The sequence below is a fragment of the Streptomyces adustus genome (assembly GCF_009377175.1).
GTDB classification, from domain to species: Bacteria; Actinomycetota; Actinomycetes; order Streptomycetales; family Streptomycetaceae; genus Streptomyces; species Streptomyces adustus.
This window is the reverse complement of record NZ_VJZD01000057.1, coordinates 13367-31606: the sequence shown is the minus strand read 5'-3', so window position 1 is coordinate 31606 and position 18240 is coordinate 13367. Positions and strand designations below refer to the sequence as shown.

Sequence of the window (18240 nt, the reverse complement as noted above, 5' to 3'; positions counted from 1 at the left end):
GCGCCCGTACGACGCGTCCGCGTGTTCGTACGGCGTCCGTGTGCGTCCGTACGACGCCTCCGGCACCTTCGCGTGCCGACGCCTCCGGCACCTTCGCGTATCGACGCCTTTGGCACCCTCGCGTGCCATGCCCATACGAAACGCCGTCGTAGGCGCGCAGTCGGTTCCACTGGTCCAACGAGTGGGGATGAAGAACAGAAATATGAGCACCCAGACGATATCTCCCGGAATACTTGACCATGATTTAACCAAGGCTTCCGTCGACAGTATTCTGATGGATTTTCTGGAGAGCCGAGGATCCTCCGGCGATTCCCGTATGACCCGCATCGTGAAGCTGCTCGAAGATTTCATGGTCGGCGGCAAAAGAATTCGCCCGGTATTGACCGTCATGGGTTGGCAGGCGGCCGGCGGTGAAACCGTTCCGGCGGCGGTACTGCGCGTGGCCGCCTCCCTCGAGATGTTTCACGCGTTCGCGCTCATCCATGACGACATCATGGACGACAGCGACACCCGGCGCGGCCGTCCCACCATCCACCGGATGCTCGCCGGCAAGCGCGGCGACGACCGCGACGAGCGATTCGGGCTCGGCGCCGCGGTCCTGGTGGGCGACCTCGCCTTCACCTGGTCGGACCAGCTGCTGCACACGGCGGGGCTGACCCCCGCGCAGTCGGCCGCGGTGCTGCCGCTCGTCACCGAGATGCGAACCGAGGTGATGCTCGGCCAGTACCTGGACCTCCAGGCCACCGGCGAGCTGACCGATGACGTCGACGCCACCCTCACCGTCAACCGCTACAAGACCGCCAAGTACACCGTCGAGCGCCCCCTGCACATCGGCGCCGCCCTCGCGGGCGCCGACGCCGCGACCCTCACCGCGTGCACGGCGTTCGCCCTGCCCCTGGGCGAGGCCTTCCAGCTCCGCGACGACCTGCTGGGGGTGTACGGCGATGTCCGCGACACCGGCAAGTCGCGCCTGGACGACCTGCGGGCCGGCAAGAACACGACCCTGGTCGCGCTCGCCCTGCGCACAGCCGACGCGGCCCAGCGCGCCCGGCTGCACACACTGATCGGCGACCCCGCTCTGGACGAGACGGGCGCGGAGGAGGTCCGCGCGCTGTTCGCGTCCACCGGGGCCCGGGACATCGTGGAACGCATGATCGACGACCGTTACCGGCGAGCCCTCGAGGCCCTGGAGACCGCCCCCTTCACCGCCGACGCGGTGACCGCCCTCAAGCACCTCGCCGTCACGGCCACCAGGAGGAACTCATGACCGCGGACCTGACCGCACCCACCGCCACGGCTCCCGCGGGCACCGCGCGCTACTGGCAGGAGAGCACTGAGCGCTTCGCCGCCCTCCTCGACCGCCACGTCGGGTACGAGGCCCGGAAGGTGCCGATGACGGACGCCGAGCTGCGCGAGGTCATCGACGCCTGCAACCGCGCGGTCGCCCCGCTGGGCAAGACCGTCTCGGACAAGCGCTGGATCTCCTACATGGACGTCGTGCGCTGGTCCCAGAGCGCCCGCCACATCAAGGACATGGAGGCCTTCAAGGCCGTCTGCGTGCTCAACTGCGTGACCTTCGTGTGGGACGACATGGACGCCTCCCTGCACGACTTCGACCTCTTCCTGCCGCAGCTGCGCGCGGTGTGCGAGCGCTACTACTCCCCCGAGGACGCCGAGTTCGCCTACGAGGGCGCCCGCGCCTTCGTCACCAGCGACCACATGTTCCGTGACACCCGGCTCAAGCAGGTGCTCTGCGGCACCTCTCCCGAGCAGTACTTCCGCTTCCGCGTCACCGACGTCGGCGTGGACTTCTGGATGCGGATGTCGTACCCGATCTACCGCCACCGCGAGCTGACCGAGCACTCCAAGACGGGCCTCGCCGCCCGGATGACCACCCGCGGGCTGGCCATCGTCAACGACTTCTACTCCTACGACCGCGAGTACGCCCTCGGCCAGATAACCAACTGCTTCCGGCTGTGCGACATGAGCGACGAGACCGACTTCCGACGCTTCTTCCAGGCCCGCCTCGACGACATGGCCGAGGACATGGAGTGCATCCGTGCGTTCGACGAGGTCACCCGGGACGTCCTGCTGGACCTCATCCAGGGCAACTTCGTGTGGACCACCCGGGACCGGCGCTACCAGGCTCCGGTGAACGACGTCAACTCACGCATCCAGTAGGGACCGCAGCATGCCCTCCTCGAAGACATCCGTGACGGACCGGTCCTGGCGGACCGGCACCGCGCCCGGCGCACTGCCGCTGCTGGGACACGTGCCCGCGCTGTGGCGTCGCCCCCTGGAGTTCCTCGCCTCGCTCCCCGCCCATGGCGACCTGGTCGAGGTCCGGCTCGGACCCACCCCCGCCTACCTCGTCGCACACCCGGAACTGGTCCGGCACGTGCTGCTCAACCCCCGACTGTTCGACAAGGGCGGTGTCTTCGACAAGGCACGCCAGCTCCTCGGCAACAGCCTGTCAGTGTCCCGGGGCGAGGAACACCGCTTCCAGCGGCGGCTGATCCAGCCGGCCTTCCACACGACGAGAATCGCCGCCTACACGACGGCGGTGGCCGCGGACACCCGTACCGTCACCGACGCCTGGCGGGACGGGGAGACCCGGGACATCGGCGACGCCATGCATGCCTTGCTGATGCGGGTCGCCGCGCGCACCCTCTTCTCCACCGGTCTCGACGAGGCCACCGTCGAGGAGGCCCGGCAGTGCCTGCGGACCGTCTCGCACGGCATCTACAAGCGCACGGTAGCCCCGTTGGGCGTCATGGAGAAGCTGCCCACACCGGGCAACCGCGCCTACGACCACGCCAACGCGCGGCTGCGGCAGATCGTGGCCGACATGATTGCCGTACGGCGGCGGTCCGCCGAGGACTACGGCGACCTGCTCTCCACCCTGCTGCGGGCAGAGCACCCGGAGACCGGGGAGAAGCTCGACGACGGCCAGGTCCTCGACCAGGTCGTCACCTTCCTGGTCGCCGGCAGCGAGACCACCGCTTCCACCCTGGCCTTCGTCTTCCATCTGATGGGCACACTGCCCGAGGTGGAGAGGCGGGTGCACGCCGAGGTGGACGCGGCGCTCGGCGGGCGCACCCCCGTCCACGGGGACCTGCCCGCGCTGCCTTACATCCGCAACGTGATCACCGAGACGCTGCGGCTGTACCCGCCGTCCTGGATGGCGATGCGGGTCGCCGCCGAGGACGTGGAACTCGGCGGGCGGACCATCCCCGCCGGGACGATGATCCTTTACAGCGCCTACGCCCTGCATCACAACCCCGAGCTGTTTGCCGACCCGGAGACCTTCGACGCCGACCGCTGGGAGGGCGAACGCGCCGCGCAAGTGCCGCGCGGGGCGCTGCTGCCGTTCGGCGCGGGCAGTCACAAATGCATCGGCGACGTCCTCGCGCTCACCGAGACCGCGCTGATCGTCGCAACGGTCGCCGCGCGCTGGCGGCTACGCCCGGTGCCCGGATCCACGCTGCGGCCGGAGCCGAAGGCCACCCTCGAATCGGGCCCGTTGCCCATGGTGCTGGAACGCCGCTGACCGGCGTCCGCCGACTCCGTCCCGCTTCCCCGTCGCCCGCCCGGCGTCCCAGACCCCAGTCCCCAGTCCGACCGCTCCCGTCACTCGTACCGCATCCGGAGGGCACACCCGGCATGAAGACAGATTCCGACCCGACCAGGCGCAGCTGGCGGATCGCCAAGGCACCGGGCGGCCTCCCGCTGGTGGGTCACGCCCTCCAGCTGGCGCGCCGCCCGCTGGAGTTCCTGAGCTCGCTGCCCGGGGCGGGCGATCTGGTCGAGCTGCGGCTCGGCACTAAGGCGACCTATCTGCCCTGCCATCCGGAGCTGGTGCAGCAGGTGCTGCGCAGCGCGCGGGTCTACGACACCGGGGGGCCGGTCAAGGAGAAGGCTCGCCCCATCCTGGGCAACGGGCTGATCACCTCCGACTGGGCCGACCACCGCCGCCAGCGCCGCATGGTCCAGCCTGCCTTCCACACCGCGCGCATCGCGACGTACGCCGTGGTGATGCAGGAGGAATGCGCGGCGCAGGCGGAGACCTGGCGGGCGGGCCGCCCCCTGGACGTGGCGGACGCGATGCAGGCACTGACCGCACGGGTGACGGCCCGTGCGCTGTTCTCGACCGAGATGGCACCGCACTCGGTCGCCGAGATCCAGCGCAGCCTGCCCGTCATGGTGCGCGGCGCCTTCCGCCGAGCAATGGACCCCACCGGTCTGGTGGCCCGGCTCCCGCTCGCCGCCAACCGGGAGTTCGCCGCGGCCCTCGCCCGGCTGCACCGCCTCATCGACGCCATCGTCGGGGACTACCGGCACTCCGGCGAGGACCGCGGCGACCTGCTGTCGGCCCTGCTGGCCGCGCGGGACGAGGAGGACGGCGGCGCGATGACCGACCAGGAGGTCCACGACCAGGTCATGACGCTGCTGCTGGCCGGTGTCGAGACCACGGCGAGTGCCCTCACCTGGGCCTGGCACCTGCTGGCGACGCACCCCGAGGCCGAGGCACGGCTGCACGCCGAGGTCGACGAGGTGCTGGGCGGCCGGGTCCCGGAGTACGCCGACGTCCCCCGGCTCGTCCACACCCAGCGGATCTTCACCGAGACCCTGCGGCTCTACCCGCCGGCCTGGATGTACACCAGGACGACCACCGAGCCCACCGAGCTGGCCGGCCACCGGCTGCCGACCGGGGCGGACCTGCTCATCTCTCCGTACGTCATCCACCGCATCCCGGAGTTCTTCCCGCGCCCGGAGGTCTTCGACCCGGACCGGTGGCTCCCCGAACGGGCCGGGGAGGTAGCCCGCGGCTCGTACCTGCCGTTCGGCGCGGGCAGCCGCAAGTGCATCGGTGACGTCTTCGGGATGACGGAGGCGACGCTGGCGCTGGCCGCGATCGCCTCCCGCTGGCGGCTGCGGCCGGTGCCGGGAACCACGGTCGCGCCCCGCGCCGAGATGAGCCTGACCGCCGGACGGCTGCCCATGGTGCCGGAGCCTCGCTGAGCGGCCGGCCGCGACGGGCCGGACCGGCCGCGGCCGACGGGGCGGGCCGGGGCCGACCGGGCCGACCGGGCCGACCGGGCCGACCGGGCCGACCGGGCCGACCGGCAGGGTGCCGCAGACCCGACGAAGCCGGCCGGACCCCGGGCCGGAATTCCGTCAGCCGAAGGTGACGGGAAGCTGGTGCAGGCCGCGCAGCATCATGCTGGGGCGCCAGGAGAGCGTCTCGGGCTCGGTGTCCAGGGCCAGTCCCGGACACCGTTCCAGCAGGGTGCGAAAGGCGATCGCGCCCTGCATCCGGGCCAGTGGCGCGCCCAGGCAGTGGTGGATGCCGTAGCCGAAGGCCATGTGCCCCCGGGCGTCCCGGCGGATGTCGAAGCGGTCGGCTCCGTCGAACCGCCGGGGGTCGCGCGAGGCGGCGGCCAGCACGACGGCCACGGACTCGCCGACCCCGATCGCGGTGCCGCCGAGTTCCAGCGCCTCCTTGGCGTAGCGGAACGCCGTGGTCTCCACCGCTCCCTCGTAGCGGAGCATCTCCTCCACGGCGTTCTCCAGCAGTGACCAGTCGGCGCGCAGGGCGGCGAGCTGCTCCGGGTGACGCAGCAGGGCGAGCGTGCCGCTGGACAGCAGGTTGGCCGCCGTCTCGTAGCCGGCTACCAGCAGCAGGAACGCCATGCCGAGCATCTCCTCGAAGGAGAGCCGGTCCTCCTCCTCGCCCATGCTCCCGGCCAGCGCGCTCAGCAGGTCCTCGCCGGGCTCGCGCTGCTTGGCGGCGACGAGTTCGGCGAGGTATCCCGTCATGGCCCGGGCCGCGGCCGCCGCGGTCTCGGGCCGGGTGAAGTCGGTGCTCTCCAGGTACCACTCGTGGAAGGTCTTGCGGTCGTTCCCGGGCACACCGAGCAGCTCGCAGATGACGGCGAGCGGCAGGGGCAGCGCGAACGCCTCGACCAGGTCCACGCGCCCCAGCGGCAGCATGGTGTCCACGAGTTCGTCCGCGATCCGCTGGACCTTGGGGCGCAGCGCCTCGATGCGCCCGGGCGTGAAGTCCTTGGCCACCAGTGCGCGCAGCCGGGTGTGCTGCGGGGGATCCGTCTGCACCATGTTCAACCCGATGGAGTTGCCGCCGTCGTCCTCCCAGGCGGCCGAGTGCCGGATGTCGTTGGACAGACGAGGGTCGGCTAGCGCGGTACGTCCCTCGGCATGGCCGAGGACGAGCCAGAACTCACCCGAGGCGTCGGTCCTCACCCGGTGCACGGGTCCCCGGGCCAGCATCCGCTCGTAGACCGGGTGCGGGTCGTCGACGAATTCCTGGCCGAGCGCTGACAGATCTTCAAAACCGGTCACGGACAAGTGTGTTCCTCGCTTCGAACGGGTCGCACAAGGGCAAGCGGGGATTACTCCCCGGTTGACGGCGTGACCTTAGCAGCGGAAACGGGGAGCGGTCCACGGTTGGTGTTAGGGTGCGGCCCATGGTCGGCAGCGGACAACGGCGAACCCCACGGCGCAGCGACGCGCGGCGCAATCACGACATGCTGATCGCCGCTGCGCGGGAGATCTACGCCGAGCGCGGTGTGGACGCCCCGCTGGACGACATCGCGCGCCGGGCCGGGGTCGGCAACGCCACCCTCTACCGTCATTTCAGCGACCGCACCGAACTGATCGAGACCGTCTTCCACGACGCGCTCGTCCCGATCCTGGGCATGGCCCGGGAGATCCGGGACCACCCCGACGCCTGGGACGGCCTCACCTCCTATCTCGACCGGGTCTTCGCACTGCTCGCCGCCGACCGGGGCGCGGGTGACCTGCTGACCACCGCCATCGAGGGGGTGCCCACCCTCGACGCGCTGCGCGAGGAGAACCGCCGAACGCTCGAGACCCTGTTGCACCGCGGCCAGGAGCAGCGGACCATCCGGGCCGACCTGACCATCGAGGACCTGTTGTTCCTGCTGGCCGCGCTCGGCCGGGCCGCGCCGGCCGCACCGGACAACTGGCGCCGCCATCTGGCCCTGCTGCTGGACGGCCTGCGTGCCGCGGCCGCCCGGCCGCTGCCCGCCCCCGCGCTCCGGCCCGAACAGTTCGACGCCGCTCTGCACCGCCTCGGCACCGCCCCGCAGACGCCCCGGCGGCGGGAGCCGAACCCTGGTCCACCGACATCGGAGAACCCCACGCCATGACGCGTCAGCGCCTCATATCCCCGTTCGAGAGCATCTACTTCCTGGATCTGGGGGCCGCGAGCCTCCCGCTTCACGACATGCCCGAGTTCGTCGAGTCCCTGGTGCGCGGACGCCCGGACCCCGGGCTCATGCGACGGGCTCTCCGGCTGCTCACCGAGCGCCATCCGATCCTGCGCTGCGAGGTGACGTCCGGCGAGGAGGGCCTGCTGCTGCGGGTCCGGGACCGGGTCGACCCGCCGCTCACCGTCCTCGACGGCGTGGAGGAGGTCTATGCCGAGCTGATCAACTCGCGGCCCGACTGGACCGAGAGCCTGGTGCACGCCTGGCTGCTGACCGACGGCGAGCGCAGCCAGGTGGTGCTCGGTGTCCACCACGGCGTGGCCGACGGCCGGTCCGCCTTCGCCCTGCTCGACGAGTTCTGGCAGCACTACACCGCCCTGGCGGCCGGCGCGGATCCCGCCCCCGAGCGGCGCGAGGACCTGCCCGCCGCGATCGACACCCGGCTGGCCGGCAGCTTCCCGGACGCCGAGATCGACACCCTGGTGGAGGCCATCGCGCAGGGTACCGGCGAGACCAAGTCCGCCGTCCTGCCCACCGAGGGCGTGGGCCTCCCCGACCGCCCGGCCGCAACCCGTCGCTTCGTCGTCGACCGGCTGGAGTTCACCCCGGAGACGACCGCCGCGGTGGTGGCGGCCGCCCGGGCCCGCGAGGTGACCGTCAACAGTCTGGTCACGGGGCTGGTGCTGACCGCTGTACGCGCACAACTGGCTCCGGATCACGGCCCGTTGACGCTGACCTGCGGACACGGTGTGGACCTGCGCACCCGGCTGACACCCGAGCTGCCCCTGAGCACCGTCCTCAACTGCATCACCGGGCTCCAGACCACGCTGTCCGTCGGGCACGACGACCGGCCGGAGACCGTCGGCCGGGAGGTGGCCGTCCAGGTCGCCGGGGCCCTGGCCCGGCGCGACCCCGAGCGCTTCCTGCTCGCCGCGCTCCGGGCGGGCGCGCGGGGCATCGCGGTGCCCGTCCCGGTCGTCAGTTACGGCATCTCCAATGTCGGCCGGATACCTGCGCACCCCGTCCCCGACGGCATGGAGCTGATCCGCTTCGGAGGGACGGCCAACGCGCCGGGCATGCCGCCAAAGATCGGCGTGGCCAGTTTCGGCGGTCGGCTGCTCGTGCAGAACGAATACGACAGCTGGACCTACGGCCCGGAGCAGATGGGTCGGCTGCGCGAGACGCTGTGTGCCGCTCTCACCGATCTGGCCGAGGAGTGAAGGCCCGCCACCGGCTCCGGCGCATCGCCTGCCCCTCCCCCTCCCCCTCTCCCGCGCCGTGCCGGTCGTGCCAGTCGGACGTAGGCGCTCGGACCCCGTCGTGCTCCGCTGCGTCGCTCCCGGCCCGCTCCAGGTCGAAGGGCGACCGTCCCCGCCGGCCCGGCGGCGTCCTCGCAACCCACATGACGGGATCCCGCCGGTGAACCGGAGGTGAACCACGCCGACAGCACCGCCGCGTTGAGCCTCCTCCCGCTCGTTCACGGGGAAATGAGCGAACTTGAGACCGGACTTCTCCAGATGACACGGGTCGCGGCATGACCTTGCAGGAGATCGCCTTCGGACACGGGCTCGGCACGCCACAGGCAGCCGGGCACCGATACGAGCGACTCGCCGGCCGCGTCGCCGCCGACGCCAGAGCCCCGGAGCGGAGAAGGACGCCCTGGGGGCGCACCGTCCCGCGTGGTGGTGCGCCCGGAGGTGGTCATGCGCGTCGTATGACCAGCACGGCCACGTCGTCGAGGTGGTCGACCGCGATCGCGGCGTCGAGGATGCGGTCAGCGGTCTCTTCGGCGTTCAGTCCGTCGTGGACGGCTTGGGCGGCCAGTGTTCCGGCTCGTTCCAGTCCGGCTTCCAGCGTCAGACCTGGCCCTTCGACCACGCCGTCGGTGACCATGACCAGCGCGCTGTCGTCCTCCAGGGTGAAGATCTCCTTGCGGTACTCGGTGCCGGGCAGGACGCCCAGGACCGGCCCGCCCGGCAGCTCGCGGACCTCGTGACTGCCGTCTCTGTGTGCACACAGCAGCGGCACATGGCCGGCGCTGGTGCCGGTGATCCGTCCGTCGTGCGGGTCGACGCGCAGCATGGTGCAGCTGGCGAATCGTGCGGGGGCGGTCGTGACGAGCAGTTCGTTGGTGCGGGTCAGCACGGTTCCGGGATCCGGTTCCTGGGCGGCGATCGCGCGCAGCGACACGCGGATCTGTCCCATGAAGGCGGCAGCGTCGACGTCGTGCCCTTGGACGTCGCCGATCTCCAGTGCGATCGCGCCGTCGGGCATCATGAAAGCGTCGTACCAGTCTCCGCCGATGTCCAGCCCGACCCGGCTGGGGCGGTAGCGCGCGGCGACCTCCAGGCCCGGAAGATGCTCGGGCAGCTCGGGGAGCATGGTCTGCTGCAGCGCCGTGGCCAGCTCGACGTGCGCCTGTTGCAACCTGATCCGCTTGAGTGCCTGGCCTGCCAGGTCGGCCAGCGTGCCCACGAGGGTCCGCTCGTCCAGGGGCGGCAGGTATCCGCGGGGGTAGAGCATCGCCCAGGCCCCGAGTGGCTGGTCGCCGGGCTCGCCGAGGGGGGTGACCGAGATGGCGTAGTCGGAGCCGAGCCGCAGGAGCCGCAGCTGTGGTGCATGCGGCCAGCGGCGGGTGAAATCCTCCCGGTCGGTGATGAACTGCGCCTTGCCCGTACGGATCGCCTCGGACAACGGGGTCGGCAGGTCCAACCGCAGGCCGTGCAGGGCCTCGACCTCGCGCATGTCTATCCCGGCATCGGTGGAGATGGACAGGCGGCTGTCGTCGACGAGTGCGAGCACGGCCCCGCTGGCGCCGAAGGTCGCGGCGAGCCGGGTCAGGACGACCTGCTGCAGTTCCTGCTCCCTGGCTGCGGTGATCAAGGCGGAGGAGAAGTCGGCGGTGTCCTTCGCGCGCTGCCGCTCGGCGGTCAGCGCGGCCTGCGCCTTCTGCTTGCGCTTCTCCCGCGTGGTGTCGTCGCGGACGACCACGACGATCCGTTGGGGTCCGTCGATGCCCAGCTGGAGCCGACGGACCTGAACGGCCAGCCGGTGCCAGCCTCCGTGCAAGGTGTGGTAGCGCACCCTCACCCAGGGGGACTGCCGGAAGGAGGTCGAGTGCAGGAGCTGCCAGAAGGCCTCCCTGTCGCCGGGGTGCATTGCCGAGATCACTCTGGACATCGGCGCAATTGGATCCGGGATGAGCGCGACCAGGCTGGGTAGGCCACCGAGCCACTCCATCTGGTCCTTCTGGGGTGAATACATCCACAGGCCGAGGCCGGCGGCCGCGGTGGCCAGCCGGAACGGGATCAGCAGGCTGGTCAGGTCGTTTCGTGCATCCAGGACGCGCACCCACATCATCTGCTTGTCACCAGCGGGATCCTTCACCTGCCGCGCCTCGAGCAAGGAGGCAATGGGTACCCCGTCCCGCCCGGGAAACTCCAGCTCCCGCATCGCGACCGCAGCCGCTCTGGCGGCATGGGCCACCAGGTTTTCGGCCGCCATCCGCTGGCTCGCAGGCCACAGATCACCGAAGTCACGCCCCAGGCACTGCTCCGCCGGTCTGCCCAGCGCCGTGGCCATGGCAGCGTTGAGGTCGCGCACGGCACCGTGCAGCGTCAGAAGAGCCGACGGGCAAGCGCTTCGATGAATTTCGCCCAAGGCATCCATCTGCGGCTCCCTGGCGCATTCCGAAACAGCCCCTTCAGTCATGTTCGCGCATTTTGTTGCGATGTTCTATTAAAGGAGCTTTATGACTAGTTGCGTTGAGTGACGACGGCAGGAACACCACGGAGGAGCACGCGGCCCGGCGCGACGGTCTGCTCTTCCGCCCGGCTCAGCGGCGGGACTTTCACGAGTGCCCGACCGGGCTGCCGGCTCCTCGGCAGCGGAACAAGACGATCACCGACCTCCGCCTCTGCGCGGCCGTCGTGGACCACGTCGCCTTCGGCGGCAACATCGCCGAGACCGGCAACGACTCCCGCAGTCTCGCCACCACCCGCGCCGGGCGACAGGCCTCAGCCGGCTGATCGCAGTCGTGCACCCGCGGTGATGGATGGCGCCTCACCGACTCATCGCACGGCGTACCCGTCCCACAGCGGGCCGCCGGCCAGGTCAAGCACCTCCGCCACGACCGCGGCGAAGCCCTTCGTATCCCCGTCGATCGCCTGCACGGCAGCTTCGGACAACGCCCGTTGCATCCCGGGGTCGGCCGCAGCCAGCCGCCGGGACAGCCACTTGCCTTTGCCGAGCCAGTGCCCGCCGACCAGGAGGACCAGCTCCGATGCGCGCTGCAACATGTGCGCGACCAAGTACACCCGCTCGGCAGGGTCCGCGCAGCCACGCAGGTCATCGAGCAAGTCGGTCAGGATGAACCGCTCGTAGTCCCGTTCGCGGTCCGAGAGTGGCGGCGGGCCCGCGGCCAGACGCTCTCGCGCCTCGTCCTGGAGCGCGGCGCCGAGCCCATCCGCGTCCACCAGAAGCATGCCGTCCGCACACATGGCGAGCAGCGGCGAACTCCGCTTCGCGGTCTCCTCGTCGGCGAAGCCGTGCCAGGTGGCCTCCGTCTGCACGAACAGTTCCACCGGCCAGCCGCGGTACACCAGGTTCTCCCGGCAGGGGGTCCCGTCCAGGAGGACCACGATGTCCAGGTCGGAGGTGGCCGTCCGGCGGTCGGTCAGTACGCTGCCGGCGAGGAAGGCAGCCCTGGCGGCGGGAAAGCGGTCCCGCACCAGTTCGCGGGCGGTGAGTACGGGATCGTCCATGATCGCAGAATACGTCCCGCCGGTTCGGCGAGGGTGTCGGGCCGGGATGCTCTTCCTGCCGCGACGTCAGGGTCTGTACCGGGCCGTCCCACGCCACCGGCGCACCGCGAGGCAGCGGAGGGGCCATGACCATCGCCTCGAGCCCGATTCGACACGCCATTTAGTTTTAAACGATACTGTATCGAATGATTCGACAGCTGTAACATGTGCCCATGAACGCCGATGTTCCTCACCGTTCCGCCCCGTCGCACGCAACCGACCGACCCGGTGACACCTCACCCTTCGCTCTCGGTCTGCTGCTGCGCCGGGCGCACTGGCGCGCGGCCGCGGTGATGTCGGAAGCACTCCGTCCGTTCGGCATCGAGCTGCGGCATTTCGCGGTACTGATCGCACTGGTCAACCAGGGGCCCACGATGCAGCGCGACCTGGCGGCGGCAACCGGCACGGACAAGGCGGCCATCATGCGGGTCGTGGATGACCTGGAGCGCAAGGGACTCGCCGTACGCAAGGCCGTTCCCGGTGACCGGCGGGCGCGGGCCGTGGAGATCACGCCCGAGGGGGTGGAGCTCTTCGACGCGGCCCATGTGACGGCGGATTCGCTGGCCGAGCGCCTGGTCGACGGCCTGGAGCCGGGAGAGTCCGAACAGCTCACAGCCCTGCTGACCCGGCTCGCCCATCCCGCCGACGGCGCGTCGTAGGAGCGGACGGGTCCGGCCGCCCACGCAGCACCGGTCACATCGGACGTGCCGCCCCGGGAGCCGGCGGGGCGGGCGCCCTCGCCCGCCCCGGCGATGGGAGCGCCGCGGCCGACGACGGCAAGGAACGCCGTGCGACCCCGGGATCCGGGAGGTCGCACGGCGCCCGGTGGCCGCCTGCTATGCGGCGAAACGCTCCGCGAGCTCCTTGGCCCTGCCGACCGCTTCCCCGAAGGCACGTTCGCGGGAGGCTTCGTAGAGCGGGACCAGTGCGGACAGGGCCGGGTTGCGCCCAGCCATCGTGAGTTCCGGGACGATGAAGTCGACGTCCAGGCCCATGGTGCCGCCGAGGACGGCCTCCAGATAGTTCTGTACGAATTCATAGCCTTCGCGCGGGGTGCCGGGCGTGTACGAGCCGCCGCGGCTGGCGACGACGACGGTCGGCGTGCCCTCGACGGAGGGCGTCTCGCCCGCCGTGCGCCCGAGCAGGAGCACGTTGTCCAGCCATGCCTTCAGGGTCGAGGGGATGGAGAAGTTGTACATCGGGGCGCCGATCAGGACAGCGTCCGCCCGCTCCAGCTCCTCCATGAGTTCCACGCGCAGGGCGAAGGCGGCCGACTGCGCCGGGGTGCGCTCCGCGGCGGCGGCATAGCCGGCGGACCACGCGTCGGCGGTGATGTGGGGCACCGGGTGGGCCGCGAGGTCGCGGTAGATCACCGTGCCCTGCGGGTGCCGCTCCTCCCAGGTCGCCCGGAAGGCGTCTGCGACCGAACGGGTCGAGGATGCCTCACCGGGAAAGACGGACGAGTCGATGTGCAGAAGTGTGGCCATGGACGGTCTCCAGACGACGGCGCCCCGGCCGAGGCCGGGGGCGGGGGTTCGCGATGGTTCACAGTGAACCAGATAGTCGCGAGTGATACTATCGTGAACGTGACCATATCGTTCGTACCGACTATGCGGGGAGATGCTCATGGACGTCTACGAGGCCGTCATGAGCCGGCGGGCGGTTCGCGGGTTCACCGACCGGCCGGTACCGCGAGAGGTGCTCCTGCATGTCCTGTCCGCGGCGACCTGGGCGCCCTCGGGATCGAACCTCCAGCCCTGGAACGCCTACGTGCTCACCGGCGAACCACTGGCCGAACTCAAGAAGCGCGCCCGCGCCCGCCTGGACGCACGGGACCCCTGGGACGAACCCGAGTACGAGCAGTACCCGACCGCGCTGAAGGCCCCCTACCGCGAACGCCGCTCCGCGTTCGGCGAGCAGCGCTACGGCGCCCTCGGCATCGCACGAGAGGACCTTGAGGCGCGCCAGAGGGCGGCCTCCGCGAACTGGGACTGCTTCGGCGCGCCCGCCGCCCTGTTCTGCTACGTCGACCGCGGCCTGGACCGCCCCCAGTGGTCCGACGTCGGCATGTTCCTTCAGACCGTCATGCTGCTGCTGCGCGCCGAGGAGCTGGGCAGTTGCACGCAGATGGCCTGGGCGAAGTTCCACAGGACCGTCAGGGAGATCCTCTCGCCCCCGGACGACCTGATCCTCTTCTGCGGCATGTCGATCGGATACGAGGATCCCGACGTGACCTACACCCGCACGGGCCGGGCCCCGCTGGAGGAGACGGTCACCTTCGTCGACACCCTCTGAAGCCGCACCACCACCGCTTCGGGAAGAGCAGGACCGCCCCTATGCCCCCGACGGGAGCATCGGCTCGCTCCCGGATCGGGAGCGCGCGGCCGAGCCGCTCCCGCCCCCACGCCGGCACGTCCTCAGCGGGCGTCGAAGTGGGCTTCAAAGAAAACGAACATTCGTCTTGACCGAGATCGCGTCGATGACGCAGCATGAGCCGCGTAAAAAGGAACGTTCATTTTCTGACAGGGACGGGAGAGCATGGGAACCGCGCAAGCCACTGGCTCGGCAATGAGATCGCAGCAGGTGCCGCGAGATGACGGGGCACTCGGCGCGCCGACGACGGCCGAGGCCGCGCCGTCCGACACGGTGGGGTTCGTGCTACAGGGCGGTGGCAGCCTGTGCGCGGCACAGGTCGGAGCGTTGCGGGCACTCACGCAGGCGGGAATCGTGCCCGATCTCATCGTGGGGTCGTCGGTCGGCGCGCTCAACGGTGCCTTGTTCGCCGCCGACCCGGGCATGGAGGGCATCGACCGGCTGGAAGCGCTGTGGCTGGGCCTCAAGCGGCGGCATGTCGCGCCGATCTCGCTTCGGACCCTGGTCAGGGCCGCGGTGGGCCGGGGCGAGGCGGCGGTCTCGAGTGCGGCACTCCAGCAGCTGCTGCGGTTCAGGTTCAGCGCCGGGCGGCTCGAGGACGCGGTCACGCCTGTGCACGTCGTGGCGACGGACTTCGAGACCGGGGCCGCGGTCGTTCTGTCCCAGGGGGACACCGTCTCGGCCCTGCTCGCCTCGGCGGCCTTCCCGGGCCTGTACCCCCCGGTCCGGGTCGGAGAGCGTCTCCTCGTCGACGGCGGCGTGTCCGCAGACACTCCCGTCCTTCAGGCCGAAGCACTGGGCGCGACCACCATCTACGTACTGCCGGCCGCCGTCACGGAAGAGCGTGAAAGCCAGGCGCACACAGCGATGCTCGCCGCCTACCGGGCGCTGGGCCAGATCCTCGAGGAGCGGGACCGGCTGCACATGGCCGCGGTCCGCGGGTCGGTTCTGCGGCTGCCCGCCGTCCCCACCCCCACGGCCAGCCTCATCGACTTCCATGACACGCCGCACATGATCCAGGCCGGTTACTCGCTCACCCGGGACTGGCTCGCCCAGCACCCTGCGACCCGGGTCTGAGGATGTCCGATGGCACACCTGGCCCGCCGCTCACGACGTCTGCCCGCGCGCCCCGCACCTTCGCGGCGGGTTCCGCATGAGTCCGCACCGACCCCTTCCGCACGGACCGATGCCCGGATGAGGAACGCACGCGAAAGCGACGCCGACACGCGTGGCGTTCCCGGCACACGCGCGGACGTCGCGTCGGAGCACGCCCGGCAGCCGGACGCGTCGCGATCCGTGGCACTGCCGCACTCGCGCCGGCGTGTCGCGCTGATCACAGCCGCCGTCGTGACGGTTCTGGGTGCCGAGTCGGTGGCGATCGCACCCCACGCCCACCGCGCGGCGGGTCAACTGGCCCGTGCCGAGGTGCGGTGGCTTGTGCCGGCTCTTGCCTGCGAAATGGTCTCCATGATGATGTTCGCCCGCCTCCAGCGGCACGCACTATCTCCCGGCGGGCTGCGCGTCAGGCTCGGTTCGGCGGCCGCAACGGTGTTCGCCGGCAGCGCCGTCGGTGCCACGCTGCCCGGCGGCAGCCTGGTCGCGATCACCTACCGGACGCGCCGCATGCGCTCCTGGGGCGCCAGCGCCTCGCAGATCGGCTTCGCTCATGCGGCGACCGGCGCGCTGAGCACGATCGCACTCGCCCTGCTCGCCGGCCTCGGTCACGTCCTGGCCGGGGACGGCGCGCGCCTTGTCTCGGTCGCCGTCCAGATCGGGGCGATCTGCGCGCTCACCGGCGCCGCGCTCGCCCTGGTCCACCGCCCTGCCACGCTGCGCCGTCCCGTGCGCGCCCTCGTGCGGATGATGCACCGACTGCGCCGGGGCACTGCCGTACAGGCGTCCGCCGACCGGCTGCTCGACGAACTGGCCGCCATGCGCCCGCCGCCCCGTTTCTGGGGGCGAGGGCTCGCTCTGGCCCTGTTCAACTGGGGCGCGGACGCCGCGTGTCTGCTCGCCGCCTGCCACGCGGTCGGCGCACGACCCGCCGTCAGCACGGTGCTGTTCGCCTACGCCGCCGCGATGGCGGCCGCGTCCGCCATGCCGCTGCTGCCTGCCGGGATCGGCACCCTCGATGCGGCCCTGGTTCTCACGCTGCACCACGGCGGCGTTCCTCTGACCGCCGCAACGGCCGCCGACCTCCTCTACCGGTTGATCACCCCGGGGCTGGTCGGCATCGCCGGCTGGATCCTGCTGCTTCAGCAGCGACGAGGGGCGGCCCGGACTCGGCACGGGCACGACGTCGTCCATGGCGCACGTGACGTGCCGGCGATCCCCGACACGATCGCGGGACCACACGGAGCCGCCCGGAAGACATGAGACAGGCGGGCGCGGGCCCGTCGCCCCATCCCTGCAAGGCAACGAACGCCGACATCGACGTTCATCCGCAATGACAGCAGATCGGATTAAATAAAATGAATGTTCGTCTTTTCAAGAGGGCTCTCGTGCAGAATCGATCGGCAGGACTCCGGTCATGGCGCCGGACCGCCATCGTCGTGGTGGCGCTGCCACTGGTGATCGCGTTGGCGGTGCTCGCGTACGCCTGGCCTGCCTCGCGGATCGCGCCACGTGATCTGCCCGTGGGTGTCGTCGGCGCCAACCCCGCCGGCCAGCACGCGATCGAGGGCCTTGAGCGGAGCAAGCCAGGCGGATTCGACTTCCACCTCTACTCCGGCGAGGCAGCGGCACGCTCCGCGATCAAGAACCGTGAGGTCTACGGCGCCTTCGTCGTCACGGCAGGCCGTGTCACCGTGCTGGAGGCCACGGCCGCGAGTACTCCGGTGGCCCAGCTGCTCACCACCGCCGGTCAGCAACTCGCGGCCCATGCCGGGAAGTTGCCTGTGGCGGACACGACGCCGTCGGCCGGTACGTCCCACCGGCCCGCCACCGCAAAGGGTGCGGGCAAGGCAGCCGCCACGTCCCGCAAACCCGCTCCCGTGACGAGCGTCGGCAAGGCAGTGGCCAAGGTCAGTGTCGACACGGTGGATGTCGTGCCCACCTCCGCCGACGACCCCCGGGGAGTGGTCTTCAGCTCGGCGCTGCTGCCGCTCACCATATGCAGCATTCTGATCGCCGCGCTCGTCGCGCTGTCCGGCGTCCCGACACCGGGGTGGCGTCGGCTCATCGACCTCGTCGTCGGGTGCGCCGTGGCGGGCTTCGCCGCCTACCTGGTCGCCCAGGGCGTCCTCGGCGCGCTGCCGGACCAGCCCGTGGCCACCTGGGCCGCCCTGTCTCTCACCCTGCTCGCCATCAGCGCCACCACCGCCGGCGTGATCACGCTGATCGGCCCCTCGGGGCTCGGGCTCAGCGCCGCGCTCATGGTCTTCCTGGGCAACCCGTTCTCCGGCATCACGTCCGCACCGGAACTGCTGCCCAAGGCAGTGGGCGACATCGGCCAGTGGCTGCCGCCGGGCGCCGGCGCCAATCTGCTGCGCAGCACCGCCTACTTCGGCGGCAACGGAGCCGAGGGACATGTCGCGGTACTCGTGCTGTGGAGCGTGCTGGGGCTGGCGGCGGTCGCCCTGGGCCGCCGCCGGACCGCGACCGTGCCGAACGGCGGCCCGGACTCTCCGGCCGTCGCCGTGACGGCCGTCCCGCTCTCACCGGAAAGCCGCCCGCACTCGCATGCCGCCACGCGGACCTCGCCTGAGTCAGTCGCTCACGGGACAGGCACGGCGCCCTGGACGAGCGGTTCGTGACAGACACCGGCTCGTACCTAGGGCCTGTCCGACCATTCGCGTCGTCGCCCGAAGGGC

At 70.9% G+C, this 18240-nt stretch carries 16 protein-coding genes and 2 pseudogenes; 13 read left to right on the top strand and 5 right to left on the bottom strand.

Annotation, left to right across the window (positions count from 1 at the left end; genetic code table 11):
- Nucleotides 1-244: 244 nt before the first annotated feature.
- On the bottom strand, nt 245-484 hold the full coding sequence (locus FNH09_RS48560; protein WP_238426720.1) for a hypothetical protein: 240 nt from the start codon (nt 482-484) through the stop codon (nt 245-247).
- Between FNH09_RS48560 and FNH09_RS16760 the strand changes: the two genes are divergently transcribed.
- From FNH09_RS16760 to FNH09_RS16745, 4 genes are all read left to right on the top strand, one after another.
- Nucleotides 389-1267 carry a polyprenyl synthetase family protein gene (locus FNH09_RS16760; RefSeq protein WP_238426718.1) on the top strand — a complete coding sequence of 293 codons (879 nt, stop codon included), beginning with the start codon at nt 389-391 and terminating at the stop codon, nt 1265-1267. The two genes, FNH09_RS48560 and FNH09_RS16760, sit on opposite strands and share 96 nt — an antisense overlap.
- A complete protein-coding gene (locus tag FNH09_RS16755) occupies nt 1264-2181 on the top strand; it encodes a hypothetical protein (protein WP_152888623.1) in 918 nt (305 codons plus the stop codon). Before FNH09_RS16760 ends, FNH09_RS16755 begins: the two co-directional genes overlap by 4 nt.
- Nucleotides 2182-2191: 10 nt before the next feature.
- Nucleotides 2192-3550 (top strand): cytochrome P450, encoded by a 1359-nt coding sequence (locus FNH09_RS16750; protein ID WP_152888622.1) that lies wholly within the window; start codon nt 2192-2194, stop codon nt 3548-3550.
- Between the two features lie 113 nt (nt 3551-3663).
- The gene (locus FNH09_RS16745; protein ID WP_152888620.1) at nt 3664-5022 is read left to right on the top strand and encodes a cytochrome P450; all 1359 of its coding nucleotides are present in this window, start codon (nt 3664-3666) and stop codon (nt 5020-5022) included.
- 156 nt (nt 5023-5178) lie between these two features.
- Here the strand turns inward: FNH09_RS16745 and FNH09_RS16740 are convergent, their stop codons facing one another.
- Nucleotides 5179-6363, bottom strand: a complete 1185-nt coding sequence (locus FNH09_RS16740) for a cytochrome P450 family protein (RefSeq protein ID WP_338017592.1) — start codon at nt 6361-6363, stop codon at nt 5179-5181.
- A gap of 185 nt (nt 6364-6548) precedes the next feature.
- On the opposite strand from FNH09_RS16740, the gene FNH09_RS16735 reads away from it, so the two are divergent.
- From FNH09_RS16735 to FNH09_RS48555, 3 genes and pseudogenes are all read left to right on the top strand, one after another.
- Nucleotides 6549-7193 carry a TetR/AcrR family transcriptional regulator gene (locus FNH09_RS16735; RefSeq protein WP_238426716.1) on the top strand — a complete coding sequence of 215 codons (645 nt, stop codon included), beginning with the start codon at nt 6549-6551 and terminating at the stop codon, nt 7191-7193.
- On the top strand, nt 7190-8473 hold the full coding sequence (locus FNH09_RS16730) for a phthiocerol/phthiodiolone dimycocerosyl transferase family protein (RefSeq protein ID WP_152888616.1): 1284 nt from the start codon (nt 7190-7192) through the stop codon (nt 8471-8473). The genes FNH09_RS16735 and FNH09_RS16730 overlap by 4 nt, the downstream gene beginning before the upstream one ends.
- Before the next feature lie 198 nt (nt 8474-8671).
- Nucleotides 8672-8886 (top strand): annotated as a pseudogene (locus tag FNH09_RS48555) (DNA-binding protein); the annotation flags it as partial.
- A 68-nt stretch (nt 8887-8954) separates the two neighbouring features.
- On the opposite strand, the gene FNH09_RS16720 reads toward FNH09_RS48555, so the two are convergent.
- Nucleotides 8955-10922: a SpoIIE family protein phosphatase gene (locus tag FNH09_RS16720; protein ID WP_162468688.1), complete on the bottom strand. Its 1968-nt coding sequence runs from the start codon at nt 10920-10922 to the stop codon at nt 8955-8957.
- A gap of 95 nt (nt 10923-11017) precedes the next feature.
- Between FNH09_RS16720 and FNH09_RS49810 the strand changes: the two are divergent.
- Nucleotides 11018-11197 (top strand): annotated as a pseudogene (locus FNH09_RS49810) (hypothetical protein); the annotation flags it as partial.
- A 126-nt stretch (nt 11198-11323) separates the two neighbouring features.
- Here the strand turns inward: FNH09_RS49810 and FNH09_RS16710 are convergent.
- On the bottom strand, nt 11324-12016 hold the full coding sequence (locus FNH09_RS16710; RefSeq protein WP_152888612.1) for a nucleotidyltransferase domain-containing protein: 693 nt from the start codon (nt 12014-12016) through the stop codon (nt 11324-11326).
- A 212-nt stretch (nt 12017-12228) separates the two neighbouring features.
- Here FNH09_RS16710 and FNH09_RS16705 point away from each other — a divergent pair, with 212 nt between their 5' ends.
- Nucleotides 12229-12714, top strand: a complete 486-nt coding sequence (locus FNH09_RS16705; protein ID WP_152888610.1) for a MarR family winged helix-turn-helix transcriptional regulator — start codon at nt 12229-12231, stop codon at nt 12712-12714.
- Between the two features lie 177 nt (nt 12715-12891).
- Here the strand turns inward: FNH09_RS16705 and FNH09_RS16700 are convergent, their stop codons facing one another.
- The gene (locus FNH09_RS16700; protein ID WP_152888608.1) at nt 12892-13542 is read right to left on the bottom strand and encodes an FMN-dependent NADH-azoreductase; all 651 of its coding nucleotides are present in this window, start codon (nt 13540-13542) and stop codon (nt 12892-12894) included.
- A gap of 139 nt (nt 13543-13681) precedes the next feature.
- On the opposite strand from FNH09_RS16700, the gene FNH09_RS16695 reads away from it, so the two are divergent.
- From FNH09_RS16695 to FNH09_RS16680, 4 genes are all read left to right on the top strand, one after another.
- Entirely contained in the window at nt 13682-14350 is a 669-nt protein-coding gene (locus FNH09_RS16695; RefSeq protein WP_152888606.1) for a nitroreductase, read from the top strand.
- 288 nt (nt 14351-14638) lie between these two features.
- Nucleotides 14639-15505, top strand: coding sequence for a patatin-like phospholipase family protein (locus FNH09_RS16690; RefSeq protein WP_162468687.1), 867 nt, complete (start codon nt 14639-14641; stop codon nt 15503-15505).
- Nucleotides 15506-15775: 270 nt separating this feature from the next.
- Nucleotides 15776-16804 carry a lysylphosphatidylglycerol synthase domain-containing protein gene (locus tag FNH09_RS16685; RefSeq protein WP_162468686.1) on the top strand — a complete coding sequence of 343 codons (1029 nt, stop codon included), beginning with the start codon at nt 15776-15778 and terminating at the stop codon, nt 16802-16804.
- Nucleotides 16805-16929: 125 nt separating this feature from the next.
- A complete protein-coding gene (locus tag FNH09_RS16680; RefSeq protein ID WP_152888600.1) occupies nt 16930-18183 on the top strand; it encodes an ABC transporter permease in 1254 nt (417 codons plus the stop codon).
- Nucleotides 18184-18240 lie beyond the last annotated feature (57 nt).

Bases quoted from the DNA above. Each gene is read 5' to 3' on its own strand.
- FNH09_RS16700 (WP_152888608.1), bottom strand. From the start codon at position 13,542: ATGGCCACACTTCTGCACATCGACTCGTCCGTCTTTCCCGGTGAGGCA.
- FNH09_RS16735 (WP_238426716.1), top strand. From the start codon at position 6,549: ATGCTGATCGCCGCTGCGCGGGAGATCTACGCCGAGCGCGGTGTGGAC.
- FNH09_RS16730 (WP_152888616.1), top strand. From the start codon at position 7,190: ATGACGCGTCAGCGCCTCATATCCCCGTTCGAGAGCATCTACTTCCTG.
- FNH09_RS16745 (WP_152888620.1), top strand. From the start codon at position 3,664: ATGAAGACAGATTCCGACCCGACCAGGCGCAGCTGGCGGATCGCCAAG.
- FNH09_RS16705 (WP_152888610.1), top strand. From the start codon at position 12,229: ATGAACGCCGATGTTCCTCACCGTTCCGCCCCGTCGCACGCAACCGAC.
- FNH09_RS16710 (WP_152888612.1), bottom strand. From the start codon at position 12,016: ATGGACGATCCCGTACTCACCGCCCGCGAACTGGTGCGGGACCGCTTT.
- FNH09_RS16755 (WP_152888623.1), top strand. From the start codon at position 1,264: ATGACCGCGGACCTGACCGCACCCACCGCCACGGCTCCCGCGGGCACC.
- FNH09_RS16720 (WP_162468688.1), bottom strand. From the start codon at position 10,922: ATGGATGCCTTGGGCGAAATTCATCGAAGCGCTTGCCCGTCGGCTCTT.
- FNH09_RS16760 (WP_238426718.1), top strand. From the start codon at position 389: ATGGGTTGGCAGGCGGCCGGCGGTGAAACCGTTCCGGCGGCGGTACTG.
- FNH09_RS48560 (WP_238426720.1), bottom strand. From the start codon at position 484: ATGGATGAGCGCGAACGCGTGAAACATCTCGAGGGAGGCGGCCACGCG.
- FNH09_RS16695 (WP_152888606.1), top strand. From the start codon at position 13,682: ATGGACGTCTACGAGGCCGTCATGAGCCGGCGGGCGGTTCGCGGGTTC.
- FNH09_RS16750 (WP_152888622.1), top strand. From the start codon at position 2,192: ATGCCCTCCTCGAAGACATCCGTGACGGACCGGTCCTGGCGGACCGGC.